The 15,958-nt window shown below is 70.5% G+C and carries 12 protein-coding genes and 1 other RNA gene; 8 read left to right on the top strand and 5 right to left on the bottom strand.

Annotation, left to right across the window (positions count from 1 at the left end):
* Positions 1-885 precede the first annotated feature (885 nt).
* Positions 886-3,276: a glycoside hydrolase family 3 C-terminal domain-containing protein gene (locus tag BLT62_RS10715; RefSeq protein ID WP_083364048.1), complete on the bottom strand. Its 2,391-nt coding sequence runs from the start codon at positions 3,274-3,276 to the stop codon at positions 886-888.
* Positions 3,277-3,403: 127 nt separating this feature from the next.
* Entirely contained in the window at positions 3,404-4,822 is a 1,419-nt protein-coding gene (locus tag BLT62_RS10710) for an HNH endonuclease signature motif containing protein (RefSeq protein WP_083364047.1), read from the bottom strand.
* A 705-nt stretch (positions 4,823-5,527) separates the two neighbouring features.
* On the opposite strand from BLT62_RS10710, the gene BLT62_RS10700 reads away from it, so the two are divergent.
* Positions 5,528-7,015: an MATE family efflux transporter gene (locus tag BLT62_RS10700; RefSeq protein WP_083364045.1), complete on the top strand. Its 1,488-nt coding sequence runs from the start codon at positions 5,528-5,530 to the stop codon at positions 7,013-7,015.
* A 40-nt stretch (positions 7,016-7,055) separates the two neighbouring features.
* Here the strand turns inward: BLT62_RS10700 and BLT62_RS10695 are convergent, their stop codons facing one another.
* Positions 7,056-7,634: a DUF4352 domain-containing protein gene (locus BLT62_RS10695; protein WP_083364044.1), complete on the bottom strand. Its 579-nt coding sequence runs from the start codon at positions 7,632-7,634 to the stop codon at positions 7,056-7,058.
* Between the two features lie 180 nt (positions 7,635-7,814).
* Here BLT62_RS10695 and BLT62_RS10690 point away from each other — a divergent pair, with 180 nt between their 5' ends.
* From BLT62_RS10690 to BLT62_RS10680, 3 genes are all read left to right on the top strand, one after another.
* Positions 7,815-9,089: a sensor histidine kinase gene (locus BLT62_RS10690; RefSeq protein WP_172829685.1), complete on the top strand. Its 1,275-nt coding sequence runs from the start codon at positions 7,815-7,817 to the stop codon at positions 9,087-9,089.
* Between the two features lie 9 nt (positions 9,090-9,098).
* Positions 9,099-9,779 (top strand): response regulator transcription factor, encoded by a 681-nt coding sequence (locus tag BLT62_RS10685; protein WP_083364042.1) that lies wholly within the window; start codon positions 9,099-9,101, stop codon positions 9,777-9,779.
* A 107-nt stretch (positions 9,780-9,886) separates the two neighbouring features.
* Positions 9,887-10,672, top strand: coding sequence for an SDR family oxidoreductase (locus tag BLT62_RS10680; RefSeq protein ID WP_083364041.1), 786 nt, complete (start codon positions 9,887-9,889; stop codon positions 10,670-10,672).
* On the opposite strand, the gene BLT62_RS10675 is transcribed toward BLT62_RS10680, so the two are convergent.
* Positions 10,669-11,019 carry a hypothetical protein gene (locus tag BLT62_RS10675; RefSeq protein ID WP_083364040.1) on the bottom strand — a complete coding sequence of 117 codons (351 nt, stop codon included), beginning with the start codon at positions 11,017-11,019 and terminating at the stop codon, positions 10,669-10,671. The genes BLT62_RS10680 and BLT62_RS10675 overlap by 4 nt on opposite strands.
* A gap of 286 nt (positions 11,020-11,305) precedes the next feature.
* On the opposite strand from BLT62_RS10675, the gene BLT62_RS10670 reads away from it, so the two are divergent.
* The 4 genes from BLT62_RS10670 (at position 11,306) to rnpB (ending at position 15,212) form a co-directional block, all read left to right on the top strand.
* Positions 11,306-13,141, top strand: a complete 1,836-nt coding sequence (locus BLT62_RS10670; RefSeq protein ID WP_197675130.1) for a lipase family protein — start codon at positions 11,306-11,308, stop codon at positions 13,139-13,141.
* A gap of 21 nt (positions 13,142-13,162) precedes the next feature.
* Positions 13,163-13,993 (top strand): Nif3-like dinuclear metal center hexameric protein, encoded by an 831-nt coding sequence (locus BLT62_RS10665; protein WP_083364039.1) that lies wholly within the window; start codon positions 13,163-13,165, stop codon positions 13,991-13,993.
* Between the two features lie 55 nt (positions 13,994-14,048).
* Entirely contained in the window at positions 14,049-14,795 is a 747-nt protein-coding gene (locus BLT62_RS10660; protein ID WP_083364038.1) for a zinc ribbon domain-containing protein, read from the top strand.
* Between the two features lie 41 nt (positions 14,796-14,836).
* An RNA gene (gene rnpB / locus BLT62_RS10655) (RNase P RNA component class A) lies at positions 14,837-15,212 on the top strand.
* Between the two features lie 33 nt (positions 15,213-15,245).
* On the opposite strand, the gene BLT62_RS10650 is transcribed toward rnpB, so the two are convergent.
* On the bottom strand, positions 15,246-15,953 hold the full coding sequence (locus BLT62_RS10650; RefSeq protein ID WP_083364037.1) for a response regulator: 708 nt from the start codon (positions 15,951-15,953) through the stop codon (positions 15,246-15,248).
* Positions 15,954-15,958: the final 5 nt, after the last annotated feature.

Here is a 15,958-nt window from a genome sequence, read left to right as displayed (position 1 = left end):
AGTGACCCGAATCACCGGCAGGCGGGGACGCACCCATGCGACAAGTTCTCCGGCACCATCGGCAACTGCGCCTATTCAGAACGCGTTGCGGCGTCTATCTCTCGCTTGAGCCTGCGCCATGAGGAGTCCGCCGTACACCACTCTCCTCGGGCTTTGAATCTGATTTCATTTCGTCGGAGCTGCGTCGTAGCGAGACACCCATCATTGGGAGTGAGTGCATCCATCGTCAGCTGAAGGACGCCCGCCCTGTGCTGCGCCTGATTCATCTCCATCGCGTATAGCTCTGCCTGGGCAAGCAGCCCCTCTCGACAGGCGATGCGGGGAGCCATCAGCCGAACAGCCCGCTCTTTGGGAACCGGTAGCAGGCCCGGCCCGCGTTCCGAGTCGCACGAGTTGTGGAGGATTCGAACTTTCCCTCAGACGTCATTGCCGCCCTCCGAACGAGGCCGAATATGGTCTATCTGCGGTGCTGCTGGATGGGGCTCCTGAGCTCCCCGTCGACCGGCGCTCCGCAGATCTCGCAGATGCCGCCGAAGAGTTCGAGCAGGTACGCCACTGCTTTGATCCGGAGCAACTGAGAGCTGGGCAGAGGCGTCATCTGCGAGGCTCTTGCCTCGGCGTCGTTAGTTTCTTGGGGATTCCGTACTTTGTCGCCAAATTAATCAGGACCCGCGGTGCCGACAGCTCTGTCAGTATCCGCGTGTTCTTGCAGAATCCCGCAAATCAAGGGTCCTGGAGAAGCCGCGGAATCTTGCGGATTCTTGCTCGGACAGGGCTATAGCCACATTTGCACCGTGGATGTCATCGGTTCGAGCCCAGTAGGGCCCACATCGAAAAACCCCCGCCTCAGGCGGGGGTTTTCTGTTTCCGGGCGTTGTCGGCCGGCTAGGTCGTGGCCGCGCGCCGGGCGTGCCGGGCCTCCGGCGACGCGGCGTTCAGCACGCGCACGATGCGCTCCATCGTGTCGAGGCTGAGTTTGCCGTCGGAGTTCGCGACGAGGGTGCGCAGCGGCATGCCGCCGACGACGGCCGTGATCATCGCCTGCGTGTCGTCGTCGCCGCCGGCTGGCAGCTTCTTCGTGATGACGCCGAGCAGCGCGCCGTGCAGGCGACGCCCCAACCACGTGGTGCGCAGGTCGTCGATGGGGGAGTTGATGCTGTACGGCACGAGCCCCGCGGCCGGGGGAACCGGGCCGCCGAGGAGTCGCGCGAACTCGGCGGCGCTGGCCACGGCAGCCTGGGGCCGTTCGACGGGGGTCACGGCGTCGCCGGTGTCGAGAAGCACGATCGTGGAGCTGCGGATGTCGCGCGAGGAGGAGCCGACACGGATCTCGTAGTCGCCGCTCTCCGCCGCCCACGAGGAGCGCGCGACGTCGTAGACGGCGAACGCCCGGTGCCCCAAGCTCAGGGTCACGCGTCGGGTCTCGTTGGGTTCGAGGTGCACCTTGGCGAACGCCTTGAGTTCCTGCTCCGGCCGGTGCACCGCGGATTCGCTTGCGTGCACATAGAGCTGCACGACCTCCGACCCGGCGCGCTCGCCCGTGTTCGTCACGGGGACGGTGATGGCCAGGTTGACGCCCTCACCGGAGACCTCCAGCGCCCCGTACTCGAAGCTGGTGTAGCCGAGGCCGTGCCCGAACGGGAAGCGCGGGGCGATCCCGAACGAGTCGTGGAAGCGGTAGCCGACGTAGATGTTCTCGCGGTACTGCACCTGCGTGGGGCTCGTCGTCGGGAAGTTTGCCGACGCCGGCAGGTCTGCTGCCGCGACGGGGAAGCTCTCGCCGAGCCGCCCGCCGGGCTCCGCATCACCGAAGAGCACGTCGACGATCGCCGGCCCGGCCGCCTGGCCGCCCAGATAGGCCTCCAGCAGCGCGGCGGGGGCGTCCGCCCACGGCAGCTCCAGGGGAGCGCCGTTGACGAGCACGACGACTGTTCGCGGGTTTGCCGCCGTCACGGTGCGTACCAGCTCGTTCATGGCCGGCGGGAAGACGGGGTTCTCGCGGTCGATGCCCTCTGCCTCCTTGCCCGCCGGGATGGCGAGGAGGAGGACGGCGACGTCGGCGGCCTCGGCGGCCGCGTACGCTGCGGCGGAGTCCTCTGCGCTGACAGCACCGGAGGTGGCGTCGTAGCCGCGCGCGAAGGTGAACTCGGCGCTCGTGCCGAGGCGCCCGGGCAGCGCGTCGAGCACGGTCTCGACTGTGACGGCGTTGACATGCGCGCTCCCGACGCCCTGGTAGCGGGGGGTCTCGGCGGCGGCGCCGATGATCGCGATCGTGCCCTCTGCGCGGAGCGGCAGGATGCCGTCGTTGCGGAGCAGGACGGTGCCGGCGGCCGCGGCGCGGCGTGCGAGGGCGTGGTGGGCGTCGAGGTCGGCCGGAACGGCGGGGCCGGCTGCTGCTGCGGCGGCGCGCAGGGCGAGTTCGGCAACACGGGTGGCCGCGGCATCCACCTCGGCAAGGGTGAGGGTGCCCTCGGCGATGGCCTTCTTGACGCGCCCGGTCCAGATTCCGTTGTTGCCCGGCATCTCGAGGTCGAGCCCCGCGCGGATGCCGGCCGGGCGGTCGGAGACGGCGAACCAGTCGCTCATGACGAGACCGGTGAAGCCCCACTCCTCGCGGAGGATCTGCGCGAGGAGCCGCTGCGACTCGCCGGGGTGCTCGCCGTTGACCAGGTTGTACGAGGTCATGACCGTCCACGGGTCCGACTCCCGCACCGCGATCTCGAAACCGGTGAGGTAGATCTCGCGCAGCGTGCGCTCGTCGATGATGGAGTCCAGCCGCATCCGGAAGGTCTCCTGGTTGTTGCCGGCGAAGTGCTTGATCGAGGAGCCGACGCCCTGCGACTGCACTCCGCGCACGAGCGCGGCGGCGATCTTGCCCGACAGGTGAGGGTCTTCGGAGAAATACTCGAAAACACGCCCGCCGCCGGGGTGGCGCTTGATGTTGAGCCCGGGCCCGAGCAGCACGCCGACATCCTTCGAGCGGGATTCGCGGCCGAGCGCCACCCCGACCTCCTCGACGAGCGCCACGTCCCAGGAGGAGGCGAGCGCCGAGGGGGAGGGGAAGCAGGTCGCTGGCAGCATCTCTCCGCCGCCGACGTGGTCGGCTTCGGAGGCCTGCTTGCCGACACCGTTCGGGCCGTTCGCGAGGAACGTCGAGGGAATCGCGCCCACCGTCTGCGTCGCCCACATGTTTGCCCCTGAGAGAAGCAGGAGCTTCTCGTCGAGCGTGAGCTGGGAGACGAGCGCGGCAGCGCTGCCGAGATGCGGTGTGGTCATTGCTCTTCCCTGATCGGAGTGCCGCATTCTTGGCACCAGTGTCGTCACTACTATGTCAAACCCGAGCGCTACTTGGTATCTGGGTTTGCGGTGCCTGCGACCCGGCTTGTGGCGTGGCAGCGTCAAGCTAGAACGGTGGGGCGTCGTTGAATAGTAGTGGCGGTCCGATTTCGACGGTTGAGGCCGTCGGAACCGTCGGTGGTCGCGGTGGGGCGTGTTGCATCCGGGACGGGGTCGTCGTGTACTCGCGGCCGCCCGGCGACCTCCAGTTCAGGTTCCCGCCGCCTGTCTGCCGCACCCGCCAGCGGGAGTTGTGCTTGAGCCGGTGGTGCTTCTTGCAGAGCACGGCCAGGTTGTCCTCGACGGTCAGCCCGCCGCTCTCCCAGGCCCGGGTGTGGTCGGTCTCGGAACGCTCGGCCTTCCTCGTGCAGCCCGGGAACCGGCACGTCTCGTCCCGGTACAGGATCCAGCGCCGGAGCGACGCGCTCAGCCGGTACTGGGTCGGGTCCAGCTGCAGCGGGGTGCCGTCGAGCGGGTCGGTGAGGATCCGGTGCAGTGTCGGGGCCTCGGCGACGAGCCGTCTGGCCGTGTCGGCGTCGATCGGGCCGTAGCCGTGGAGTTCGGCCGGCTCCTCCGAGGTGCCGATGAGGGTGTCGATGCCGATGGTGAGTTTTGGGACGGCGACGAAGACCTCGGGGCGGGCGAACGCGAGCGTCGGGATGTGGGTCTGGCCGTCGTCGGTGCTCTGAGTGGGGAGGCCGAGCAGTAGCTCGGCGGCGATGTCGGCCTCGAGCTGAGCGTGGGTGCCCGCGCTCAGGATGTCGTCGGTCAGTTCGCCTGTGGCCTCGTCCGCTGCCACCACGTCTGTCACCAGCTCGCCGGCCTCGGCCGCCTCCTTCTGCGCCTCCGTGGCGAGGTCGCCCACTCGGGTGCTGATGGCGAGGGCCTTCTCCGCCTCCAGGTAGAGGTGCAGCCAGGCCATCCCGTCGGCGTCCGGCTCGAACACCAGGCGTCGGTCGGCTCGGGACCGGGCGGCGCGGTCGGCGAGGGCGTCTGGGTGCAGCCGGTCGCGGATCCGGGCAACCGCCTTGTGGAATGCGGAGACGTTCATGGTGCGGGCTTTGACCAGGGATTCCTGCTCGAAGGGGGCGTGCAGGGTGGGCGGCAGGAAGACGGCCGCGGCGAGGATCTCGCGGGCGTGCCGCTGGGTGATGGTGCCGGCGGAGAGCTCGACCAGCGTGTTGGAGAAGGTGCCGCAGAGTTGCCCGGCCTCGTAGATGAGGCCGACCATGGTGCGCTCGTGCACCCGCAGGATCAGGGCGAGCTCGGCGGTGATGCTGCGGCGGGCGAACTGCTCGTCCAGGGACGGGCGGCCGCCGAGCGGGTCGGCGATCGCGACCGCCCGGCGCACGGCGGAATCGATGCGCCGGTAGCGTTCCGCCTGCAGCGCACACTCCGCGGAAGCACCCGAGGAGAGCTCGGCCAGGTCTGCATCCAGCACCGGGTCGAACCCGGTTGCGGGGGCCTTCGCTGGCTGCGTTTCCATGACTGAAGCGTCTCACCGACCTCTGACACTGCGAGGCGAAAATGGGCCCAAATCAGGGCAAATGTGGACAACTTCTGCCGTCGTGACCTGATTGTGACCTTCGGGTAGACCCTCGCGGGCGAGCGTTGCGGGTGGGCTCCGGGGCTTCGCTCGTTCCTCGCTCAGCCGACGTGGGGAGGGGCGTTCAGCCGACGTGGGACGGGGCATTCTGCCGCCGTGGGTCGGGCGTTCTGCCGACGCGGGGAGGGGAGTCCTGCCGACGTGGGTCGGGCGTTCTGCCGACGCGGGGAGGGGAGTCCTGCCGACGTGGGGAGGGGCCGGTCGGCAGAGGGCGGAGGGGGCAAGGGCAGGCTGGCGAGGTCGGGTCGCCGGGTCTCGATACGGCGCTGGCGCGCCTACTCGACCAACGGTGGTGGTGGCGGCTGGCCTCCGCACGTCGGCTGGAGGGGGCCGCGCCGCGACGAAGGAGCAGCGCAGCGCCCGAAGCCCGGGGGCGGACAACGGACGACAGCGCCGGCATCCGGCAGCGCGGGAGAAACGGCGGTCTGTGGCATCCTGTTGGGACGCGGACGGTGGTCGGGGACGCCCCGGTCGGCGATGAGTTTCCTCCCGAGTTCGCTACTGCCTCCGAGGCAGGCGGATTGCTAGGATTGCGGGCGGCGCGAGCCGTCCATCCGACCGCCCTCACTTTCTGTGCGAGTACCCATGTCAAGATCCCTCACTACCGGCGCGCCTTGGCGGGTCATTCTCGTGTTCGCCGTTCCGTTGCTGATCGGCAACATCGTGCAGCAGCTCTACCAGGTTGCCGACGCCATCGTCGTCGGCCGCTGGCTCGGCGTCGACTCGCTCGCCGCGGTCGGAGCGACCGGCTCCCTGCTGTTCCTGCTGCTCGGTTTCGCCTGGGGTGTGACCTCCGGGTTCGCGATCCCGACGGCGCAGGCGTTCGGCGCGGGAGACTTCGACGCCGTGCGACGTTCGGTCGCGACGGGCACGCTGCTCACCGGCGCCATCAGCATTGTGCTGACTGTCGGGGCGCCGCTCATCGCCGGCCCGGCGCTCCAGTTGCTGCAGACTCCAGAGGAACTGCTCGACGAGGCGACGGTGTTCACCCAGGTCAGCTTCCTCGGGGCATCCGCCGTGATGTTCTTCAACTTCCTCTCCGCCGTCATCCGCGCGATCGGCGACTCGCGCACCCCGCTGCTGTTCCTGGTGCTCGCCTGTGTGCTGAACGTCGGCCTCGTCGTGCTGATGGTCGGGCCGCTGGGTTGGGGTGTCGCCGGGGCCGCACTGGCCACGGTCGTCGCGCAGGCGGTGTCTGTCGGGCTCTGCCTCGACTACGTCCGCCGACGGCTGCCCGTTCTGCACCTGCGCCGCGCCGATTGGCGCGTGCCGCGGACCGCGGTTGCCGAGCACCTGCGGGTGGGCCTGCCGATGGGTTTCCAGGCCTCGATCATCGCCATCGGAACGCTCACCGTGCAGGTGGCGCTGAACGGGCTCGGCACCGAGGCGGTGGCCGCGTACACGACGGCCTCCCGCGTCGAGTCGATCGCGGTGGCGCTGCTCTCCTCGCTCGGCCTGGCGGCATCCATGTTCGCCGCGCAGAACCTCGGCGGGCGCCGGCCGGACCGGATCCGGCGCGGGGTGGCTCAGGCCGTGTGGATGGCGATCGGCACCGCGATCGTCGTCGGCGCCCTGCTCATCCTGTTCGGCGAGCAGATGGTGCGCCTCTTCGTCGGCGACGGCTCCGACGCGGTGGTCGCGGATGCCGCATACATGCTCGCCGTCGGCGGCTTCACGTACACCTCGTTGGGTGTGCTGTTCGTGCTGCGCGGTGCGCTGCAGGGCCTCGGCCTCACCGTGGTGCCGACGCTGACGGGGGTCATCGAGCTCGCCATGCGCGTCGGGGCGGCCATCGTCCTCGGCTCGCTCTTCGGGTTCGCCGGTGTGGTGTGGAGCAACCCGCTCGCCTGGTTCGGCGCGATCGCCCTGCTTATCCCGGCGTATCTGCGGGAGCGCCGCCGGCTCGCCGCGATGCCGGTCGAGCCGCTGGCCCCGACCCCGACCACGCCGATCGCCATCATCGGCCCGGTCGACGGCTCGATGAGTGTCGATGCCGTGGTGACGGGAGCGGTGCCGGTGCAGCGCCTCGCCGATCGCGACGCCCGCACCGAGGTCTCCACGCCGACGCACTGACCGGGGCAGCGCAGGAGCTGACCCGGTCACGCTGTGGGCGTTAGCCGAGCTGGATCGCCGTGCCGTCCGTGAACATGTTGTCGCTCACGTGCAGCTTCACCGGCGTCACGCCGGCCGGGATGTCGAACAGGATCGGGCCCTGCACGGCATTGCCGGGGTTGATCGCAGCCAGCCACGTCTGGGCGTCGCCGCCGGCGTACAGGGAGGCGCTGGAGTCGGCGTCGTAGCTCTTGCCCTCGGCATCCTCAAGCGTGACGTAGTTCACGATGAAGGTCTGCGAATCGTTACCGACGTTCATGATCTTGAGGTCCAGCTGGTAGTAGGTTCCCTGAGCCGTCTGCGTGAACGGCTCTGCGCCGACCGTGGTGCCCGCGTCGGCAGCCGACAGGGCGGTGAACTCGAAGGCGCCGACGGTGACCGGCACGTTGAGTCCCGGCGTCTCCGGCGCCGCCACGGCCTCTGCCGGCGCCTCCTCGACGGCGGCACTGCCGGACGAGTCGCCGACGGTCGAGTTGCCGCCGGTAGAGGCGCCGGCGCTGCAACCGGTGAGCGCCGCGGTGACGACAAACGCCGCCCCGGCGACGAGTGCGGAACGACGGTAGATGAAGCGTGAGAACACGGATGCCTCCTGATAGGTGCGAAAGGGGGCCGATCGGCCACATCCAGAACGCCACTGGCGGGGCCCGGGCCGTCACCCCGTTTCCGGCCGTGCGCTCCGACCGAAAGGATGGAACGCCTGCCCCGCAATCCGCACGAAAGACGGTCGGGCAGCGTCAGTCCTGCCCCATACGATCGATACATGACCGCTGCGCCGCCCCTGCAAGCTGGCGGCTGGGCGTCATCCGTCACCCCGGCCGTGCAGCCCTCTCGTGCCCGCCGAGCCTGGTCGCTCGTCGGGTCGATCGCCCTCGCCGTGCTGTGCGCGTTCATGGCCTTGGCCGCGGCCGGCACCCACGGTGCCGGCGAGAGCACGTTCGCGCCGCCCGTGCAGGTGCTGGCGATGGTCGGGGCGTTCCCGATGCTCGCGGTGAGCGTGCTGCTCGTCTGGCGGCATCGCATTCCCACCGTGGTTTCCGGCCTCGCGACGGCCCTCACGCTGATCATCCCGACCACGCCGCTTCCGGCTCTCATCGCGCTGGCCGCTGTGACCGCCGCCCGGAGCGGCCGGGTGCGCTGGGCGCTGGTCGGGGCGACGTATGCCGCAACGATGGTCTCCTTCTACTGGGATGTCGGCTCCCGCACCTCGTTCCTCGCGCTGTTCGTGGGCGGGAGTGAAGCGGGCACCCCGGCCAGGCACGCCCTGTTCTGGGTGGTCCCTGTTGTCGCCGCCCTGGCCGTCGCCCCGTTCGCGGCATTCGGCTTCTCCCGGCAGGTGCGGGCCGAGCGGGATGCGGCGCAGCTGGGCAATGTGACCGCCGCCCGCAACATCGCCGCGCTGCACCAGGAGGTGTCGATCGAACGCGAGCGGCAGGGGATCGCCCGTGAGCTCCACGACACGCTGGCCGCCCGCCTGAGCTCCGTCTCCCTGCACGCCGGCGCCCTCGAACTCCAGGTGGGCGACGCCGACGACAAGGCCTCCGCCGCGGCGCGGGCGGTGCGGGAGTCGGCCCAGCACTCCTTGGACGACCTCCGCAACGTCGTCCGCGTGCTGCGCAACCCGGAGCTGCGGATGGGTGCCAGAAACGGACTGCTCGATATCGGCACCCTCGTCGACGCGGCGACTACGGAGGGCACCGACATCCGCACTCAGCTGTTCGTCTCGGACGCGGCATCCTGCGACCCGGAGGTCGCGCACGCCTGCTACCGGATCGTGCAGGAGGCCATCTCGAACGTGCGTCGCCACGCGCCGGGGGCCTCGCTCTCGATCGACCTGCGCGGCGGGCCGGAGACGGGCCTCACCCTCCGCACCGCCAACTGGCTGATGCCCGAGACAGCGCCGGCCTCAACCGGCGGCGGCAACGGGCTGATCGGCATGCGCGAACGCGTGGCCATCGTCGGGGGTGCGTTCGAGGCCGGCCCGACGCCCGAAGGCGCCTTCGCGGTCGTCGCCTGGCTGCCGTGGCACCGTCGCTAGACTGGCGCGGTGCCACGCTCGGATCAGCCCACCAGCCCTACCCGCGTTCTCGTCGTCGACGATGACGCCCTGGCCGCCGCCGGCATCACCGCGCTGCTCGGCACTGCCGATGACCTCCTGGTGGTCGGCCGCTGCAGCGACGGCTACCAGGTGGCACACGCGATCCGCAGCCTGACGCCAGACGTCATTCTCTGTGACGTGCGGATGCCGGGGATGGACGGCGTGGCGGTGGTGCGCTCCGTACCGCACGGGCAGCCAGGGGCCCCGCGGGTCCTGATGATGACGGCCTTCGATGAGGACGGGCAGGTGCTGGAGGCCGTCGCGGCCGGCGCCGTCGGATTCCTGCTCAAGGACGAGGACCCGCGGCGCATCATCGATGCCGTCCGGCACGTCGCGGCCGGCGACGCCGCCTTCTCGCCGCGGGCCGCGCGCCAGCTCACCCACTGGGTGCAGGACTCGCACAGCGCCGATGCGCGCCGCGACGCCCTCGAGAAGCTCTCCCTGCTCACCGACCGCGAACTCGATTTCGCCCGGGCCCTCGTCACCGGAGCGAGCGATGCCGAGCTCGCCGCCCAGTTCTTCGTGGCCGAGACGACCGTCAAATCGGCGCTCTCGGCGATCAAGACCAAGTGGGGGATCCGAAACCGCACCCAGCTCGCCGTCATCGTGGCGCGGTCCGGGGTGGCCTGACCCGCAGGCCCGCGTGCCGGATTTCCGCGCCGGCGGAGGCCTCACAGGTCAATTTGTAGCAGCATCGACCGATAGCGGCTCTCAGCATTCGGTCGTAGTTTTGCCGCATGACACGCACATACGTTGTAACAGGTTCAGCATCGGGAATCGGCGCCGCCACGGCCGAGCTTTTGCGGGAGCGCGGCTTCCGGGTGATCGGTGTCGACATGCGCGACGCCGAGGTGATCGCAGACCTGTCGACCCCCGCCGGCCGCCAGGCCGCCGCGCAGGGCGCCATTGACGCAGCAGACGGCCAGATCGACGCCGTCGTGGCCGCGGCCGGCATCTCCGCCCCCATCCCGCTGACCGTCGCCGTCAACTACTTCGGCGTGACCGAGTTCCTCGAGGCGCTGGCCCCGACCCTCGCGAAGTCGGCCGCCCCGCGTGCCGCCGTGGTCAGCTCGATGGCCACCCTGCAGCCGAACTCGGTCGAGCTCGTCGACGCCCTGCTCTCCGGCGACGAGGCGAAGGCCCTCGAGGTGGGCGGCGCCCTCGCCGACCAGGGCCCGAAGATCGGGTACCTCAACTACCCGTCCAGCAAGCGCGCGGTCAGCCGCTGGGTGCGCCGGGAGTCGATCACCCCGACCTGGGCCGGCGCGCACATCCCGCTCAACGCCGTCGCCCCCGGCACGGTGCTCACCGCCATGACCAAGATGCTGCTGGAGACGCCGGAGAGTGTCGCGATGGTCGACGCCAACGTGCCGATGCCGCTCAACTACCACTCGGAGCCGGTCGTCATCGCCGGCCTGCTCGCCTGGCTCACCAGCGAGGAGAACACGCACGTCACCGGCCAGACCATCTACGTCGACGGCGGTGCGGATGCCAGCATTCGCGGCGACGACATCTGGAGCTAGCGTCGCACGATGAGCTCGGTCGGCAGCCAACGCGGCTCATCGAACCGCTGTGACAGCTCCGCGGCGGTGATCGCGGGGAACGGGGCCTCGTAGCCGACGGCGAGGTAGGCGGCCTCGCTGCTCGGCAGCACCTCAACGCGCTCGTCCGCGACGAGCGCGTTGAGGGCTGCCGTGGCATCCGCGCTCATGCCCAACCACGCCACCACGTACTCCCCGAACAGCATGGCGTTCTCTCCCTCGACGTCCACGCCGAGGGAGGCCAGCACGGCGAGCACCTCGGGGATGGTGCGCCCGCCGGTGCCGCGCAGAGCGGCGACCAGCGCCTCGGTGGTGTCGCTGGAAATCATGGTTCTCCCTCCACGGCCGGGAGATCGGCCGTTCGCCTCCAAGTTAAGCAGACTCCGGTGCGGCCGGCATGGCGCCGGGGATGCCGAGCGGGCCGGACGGGCGCGCGAGCTGGGCTTCCGCTTCGGCCTCACCGCCGCCCTGGCAACACGCCCGACAGCGACTCGGCCACCGACCGACTCGTCGAACACGGGGCCGGGCTGTTGCTCCTGCTGGATGTCATCATCGTCTGGTTGGTGTGGCGGGAGTGGCGGAGCAAGACCCGCTGAGATACGGCACTATGGCTGAGTGCAACACAGCGAACCACAGATTCTCCCCGAAACCCCCCTTCGCGCCGACCGCACGAGGGCGCTCCCGCGCCTCGTCGCCCGCGCCCCGTGGTGGGTGCTGCTGCTCGTCGGCCTCGCCTGCGTCGTGTTCGGCGCGCTCATCATCCTGCGCCCGCTCAGCTCGCTGGCGACGCTCGGAGTGTACGTCGGCCTGAGCTTCATCGTCTCCGGCCTCGCCGACCTGCTCACCGCCGGCCGGGAGGCCACGCCCCGGCTGACCCGCCTGCTCGGCGCCGCCTGGATCGCCGCCGGCCTCATCGTCCTGGTCTGGCTCGGGCTCGCCATCGACGTGCTGCCGGTGTTCCTGGCCGTCGTGCTCTTCGCCACCGGCGTGGTGAGCACCGCCGGCGTCATGCGCGGCAGCGCCGACCAGCGCGCCGCAGCACTGCTGTTCGGCCTCGCCGACATCGCATTCGGCGTGCTCGCCCTGTTCTGGCCGGACGTCACCCTGCTCGTCGTCGCCGTGCTGTTCGGCGCGCGCACCGTCATCTTCGGAACGGCCACCATCTGGTCGGCCGTGCTGATCTGGTTCGGCGAGCGCCCGGCGGATGGTGCGGGCGCCGCGCCCAGCCTGCTCCGGCGCTGGGCGCGCCTGGGCGGCGCGATCGGCGCCGTCATCCTCGCCCTCGGCGCCAGCGCGCTGACCTGGACGATCCAGCCGGGCGTCGCCCACTCGGACGCCTTCTACACCGCGCCGCACGAGCTCTCCGGCGAGCCGGGCGAGCTGCTGCGCGTCGAGCCGTTCGAGCGGGGCATCCCCGACTCGGCCGTCGCCTGGCGGATCCTGTACACGACGACAACGGACACGGGCGCGCCCACCCTGGCCAGCGGCATTGTGCTCACCTCGGCCACCGGCACGGACGCGCCGCGTGATGCGATCGCCTGGGCGCACGGCACCACCGGCTACACCACGGACTGCGCGCCGTCACTGCTGGCCGACCCGATCGGGGCCGGCGCCCTGCCCGCCCTCGACCAGATCCTCGACGAGGGCTGGTCGCTCATCGCCACCGACTACGCCGGCCTCGGCACGGCCGGCGCCCAGCCCTACCTCGTCGGCGGGGGAGAGGGCCGCTCCGTGCTGGACTCCGTGCGTGCCGCCAGCCAGATGGAGGAGATCGCGCTGAGCGGCCGGACCACGATCTGGGGCCACTCCCAGGGCGGGCACGCCTCCCTCTGGGCCGGGCAGATGGCCGAGAGCTACGCGCCGGAGCTCGACATTGCCGGCGTGGTCGCCCTCGCCCCGGCCAGCGACACCATCGGGCTCGTCAACCACCTGCCGTCCGTGACCGGGGGCAGCGTCTTCGCCTCGTTCGTCGCCGAGGCCTATTTCGCGCACTACCCGGACGTCACCCGCGCCGAGTACCTCGAGCCCTCTGCCCGCACGCTCGTGCGCGAGATGTCGACCCGCTGCCTGTCCGCGCCGGGCGCGCTCGTCTCGGTGCTCGCCGCCCTCTCCATCGACCAGGACATGAGCATCTTCCGCAGCGACCCCACGCAGGGCGTGCTCGGCGAGCGGCTCCGCGCCAACACGCCGCGCGGCGACATCCGCTCCCCGCTCTTCGTCGGCCAGGGTGGGGCCGACCCCCTGGTCGACCCGGCCATGCAACGCGCCTACCTCGCCGAGCGCTGCGCGAGCGGGCAGGAGCTGGAGTACCGGGAGTACGCCGGCCTCGACCACATGGGCATCGTCGGCCCCGGCTCGCCGCTGATCGGCGACCTCCTCTCCTGGACGCAGGATCGTTTCTCTGGAGAACCGGCCACCCCCAATTGCGCGGAGGCTGAAGCGGCCCGGTGAGGGCACCGGTAGGCTGGACGGGTGACAACCACTCTTGCCGACGTTATCCGGGTAGCCCACGAACTGTGGCCGCTCGACGGCGCAGAACCGTGGGACGCCCCCGGTCTGGTCAGCGGTGACGTCCAGGCGCCGATCACACGGATCGTGTTCGCCGTGGACGCCGTCTCCGACACCGTCGACGAGGCCATCGAGCTGGGCGCCGATCTGCTGATCGCGCACCATCCGCTGCTGCTCCGCGGGGTTACCAGCGTCGCAGAGGACCGCTACAAGGGTTCGCTGCTGCGACGCCTGATCAAGGCCGACTGCGCCCTGCTCACGGCGCACACGAACGCGGACGTCGTCATCGACGGCGTCTCGGACGTCATCGCCCGGCGGCTGGGGCTCGTGGATGCCGTCGCCATCGACCCGGGCGCTGGGGGCACCATCGACCCGCGCGTCGGCATCGGCCGCGTCGGTTCCCTGCCCGAGCCGACCACCCTCGGCCGGCTGGCCCGCGCCGTGGCCGAGCTGTTGCCGGCGACCGCCGGCGGGGTGCGCGTCTCCGGCGAGTACGACGCCCCGGTGCAGTCCATCGCGCTCTGCGGTGGCGCAGGGGACTCGCTCCTCGCCCGCCCGGCCGTGCTGGCATCCGATGTCTACATCACCAGCGACCTGCGCCACCACCCGGCGTCCGAGGCCCGCGAGCAGGCCCGCCTCGGCGGCGGGCCCGCGCTCATCGACGTCTCGCACTGGGCCAGCGAGTGGCTCTGGCTGGAGTCGGCGGCGGCGCAGCTGCGCCTGGCGCTTCCCGGCGTCGAGGTGCTCGTGAGCGAGCTCAACACCGACCCCTGGAACTTCGTCATCACGCAGTGATGCACAAGCACACAACTACGCAGCACCACCTACGCAGCACCATGAGGAGAAACACGTGAAGGCACCCGAAGCGGAACAGAAGAACCTGCTGCGCCTGCAGGCAGTTGACACCCGACTGCAGCAGATTGCCCACCAGCTGAAGAATCTGCCGCAGCAGGCCGCCCTCGCCGAACTCGGCAAGACACTCGACGAGGTGCGCCGCCGCTTCGCGATCGCCACCGGCGAGGTCGACGACGCGCGCACCGAGCTCGGCCGGCTCGAGTCGGATGCCGCCGTCGTCGAGGCGCGCATCAAGCGCGACTCCGAGCGGCTGCAGGCCAGCGCCTCTGTCAAGGACATCCAGGCCCTCGAGGCCGAGCTGGCGTCGCTGGCCAAGCGCAAGAACGACCTCGAGGAGATCGAGCTCACGGTGATGGAGCGCGTCGAGGAGAAGGAGGCCGCACTGGCCGCCATCCTCGCCGAGCGCGATGCCGTCGTCGACCAGGTGAGCGTGCTCGAGCAGGAGCGCGACCGCGCCGCCGTCGAGCTGGCCGCCCAGCAGGCCGACACCGAGCGCGACCGCGCCGCCGTCGCCAAGACCGTCAGCGAGGAGCTGCTGGCCCTCTACGAGAAGCGCCGCACCCTCGGCGGCGGCATCGGCGCGGCCCTGCTGCGCGCACGCACCTGCCACGGCTGCAACATGACCCTGACCGGCGCCGACCTCGAGGCCGTGCGCCAGGCGGCCTGGGACGACGTGCTGTTCTGCCCGGAGTGCGACCGCATCCTGATCCGCACGGACGAGTCCGGCATCCCGCTCAGCTAGTCGGGAGCCCACCTCCAGCCGCGATAGGCTGGAGGTGCGAATGGGTCGGCAAGACGGTCGCGTCACGGGGTTTCGGCCCCGTGCCGAGGAACGTCCGGGCTCCGTAGAGCAGGACGGTGGGTAACGCCCACCCGGGGCAACCCGCGAGACAGTGCCACAGAAAACAGACCGCCTCGGGCTTCGGCCCGCGGTAAGGGTGAAACGGTGGTGTAAGAGACCACCAGGGATCAGGGTGACCTGATCTGCTCGGTAAACCTCGTCCGGAGCAAGGTCAGACAGAGAACGATGCGGCTGCTCGTCGCGTTCTCGGGTAGACCGCTAGAGGGCTGCGGCAACGTAGTCCCGAGATAGATGGCCGTCCAGCGCCGCACCTCGGTGCGGCGGGGACAGAACCCGGCGTAATAGCCGGCCCATTCGCCCCCACCCCCTGCGCGGGCTACCCTGCGCCGGCTACCCCGCGTCCGGGTTGAAGCGGTAGCCCATGCCCGACTCGGTCAGCAGGTAGCGCGGCTCCGACGGCGTCGGCTCCAGCTTCTTCCGCAGCTGCGAGAGGTAGAGCCGCAGGTAGCCCGTGTCGTTCGTGTACTGCGGGCCCCACACCTCGGTCAGCAGCACCTGCCTGCTCACCAGCCGGCGCGGGTTGCGCACGAGCACCTCCAGCACCTGCCACTCGGTCGGGGTGAGTCGCACGATCTCGTCGGTGTCGCCCGCCGTGCCCGTCGACACCCGCCGGGTCACCTGGCGGGCCGCCAGGTCCACCGTGATGTTGCCGAAGCGGATGACGGGCTCATCACTGGCCGTCGGCGTGCGCCGGGTCAGCGCCCTGATGCGCGCGAGCAGCTCGTCCACGGCGAACGGCTTCGTCACGTAGTCGTCGGCACCGGCGTCCAGGGCGTCCACCTTGTCGGCGGAATCGCTGCGGCCGGAGACCACCAGGATCGGGGCGGAGCTCCAGCCGCGCACCGCCTCGATCACCTGGATGCCGGTCAGCTGCGGCATCCCGAGGTCGACGACCAGCAGCTCCGGCCGCTGCGCCGCCGCGAGGGCGATGGCCTCCGCCCCGTCCCTGGCCACGACCACGTCATAGCCGTGCGCGGAGAGGGTGATCTGCAGCGCCCGCAGGATCTGCGGGTCGTCGTCGGCGATGAGGATTTTCATAGGGC

Origin of the sequence: Microterricola viridarii (genome assembly GCF_900104895.1) — a bacterium.
GTDB classification, from domain to species: domain Bacteria; phylum Actinomycetota; class Actinomycetes; order Actinomycetales; family Microbacteriaceae; genus Microterricola; species Microterricola viridarii.
Note: the sequence above shows the minus strand (reverse complement) of the source record. Positions and strands in the feature narration are given on the sequence as shown.

What these genes read in the sequence shown, in the direction of transcription:
- BLT62_RS10715 (WP_083364048.1), bottom strand. Translation starts at nt 3,276, where the DNA reads ATGACCACACCGCATCTCGGCAGCGCTGCCGCGCTCGTCTCCCAGCTC.
- BLT62_RS10710 (WP_083364047.1), bottom strand. Translation starts at nt 4,822, where the DNA reads ATGGAAACGCAGCCAGCGAAGGCCCCCGCAACCGGGTTCGACCCGGTG.
- BLT62_RS10700 (WP_083364045.1), top strand. Translation starts at nt 5,528, where the DNA reads ATGTCAAGATCCCTCACTACCGGCGCGCCTTGGCGGGTCATTCTCGTG.
- BLT62_RS10690 (WP_172829685.1), top strand. Translation starts at nt 7,815, where the DNA reads ATGACCGCTGCGCCGCCCCTGCAAGCTGGCGGCTGGGCGTCATCCGTC.
- BLT62_RS10680 (WP_083364041.1), top strand. Translation starts at nt 9,887, where the DNA reads ATGACACGCACATACGTTGTAACAGGTTCAGCATCGGGAATCGGCGCC.
- BLT62_RS10675 (WP_083364040.1), bottom strand. Translation starts at nt 11,019, where the DNA reads ATGATTTCCAGCGACACCACCGAGGCGCTGGTCGCCGCTCTGCGCGGC.
- BLT62_RS10650 (WP_083364037.1), bottom strand. Translation starts at nt 15,953, where the DNA reads ATGAAAATCCTCATCGCCGACGACGACCCGCAGATCCTGCGGGCGCTG.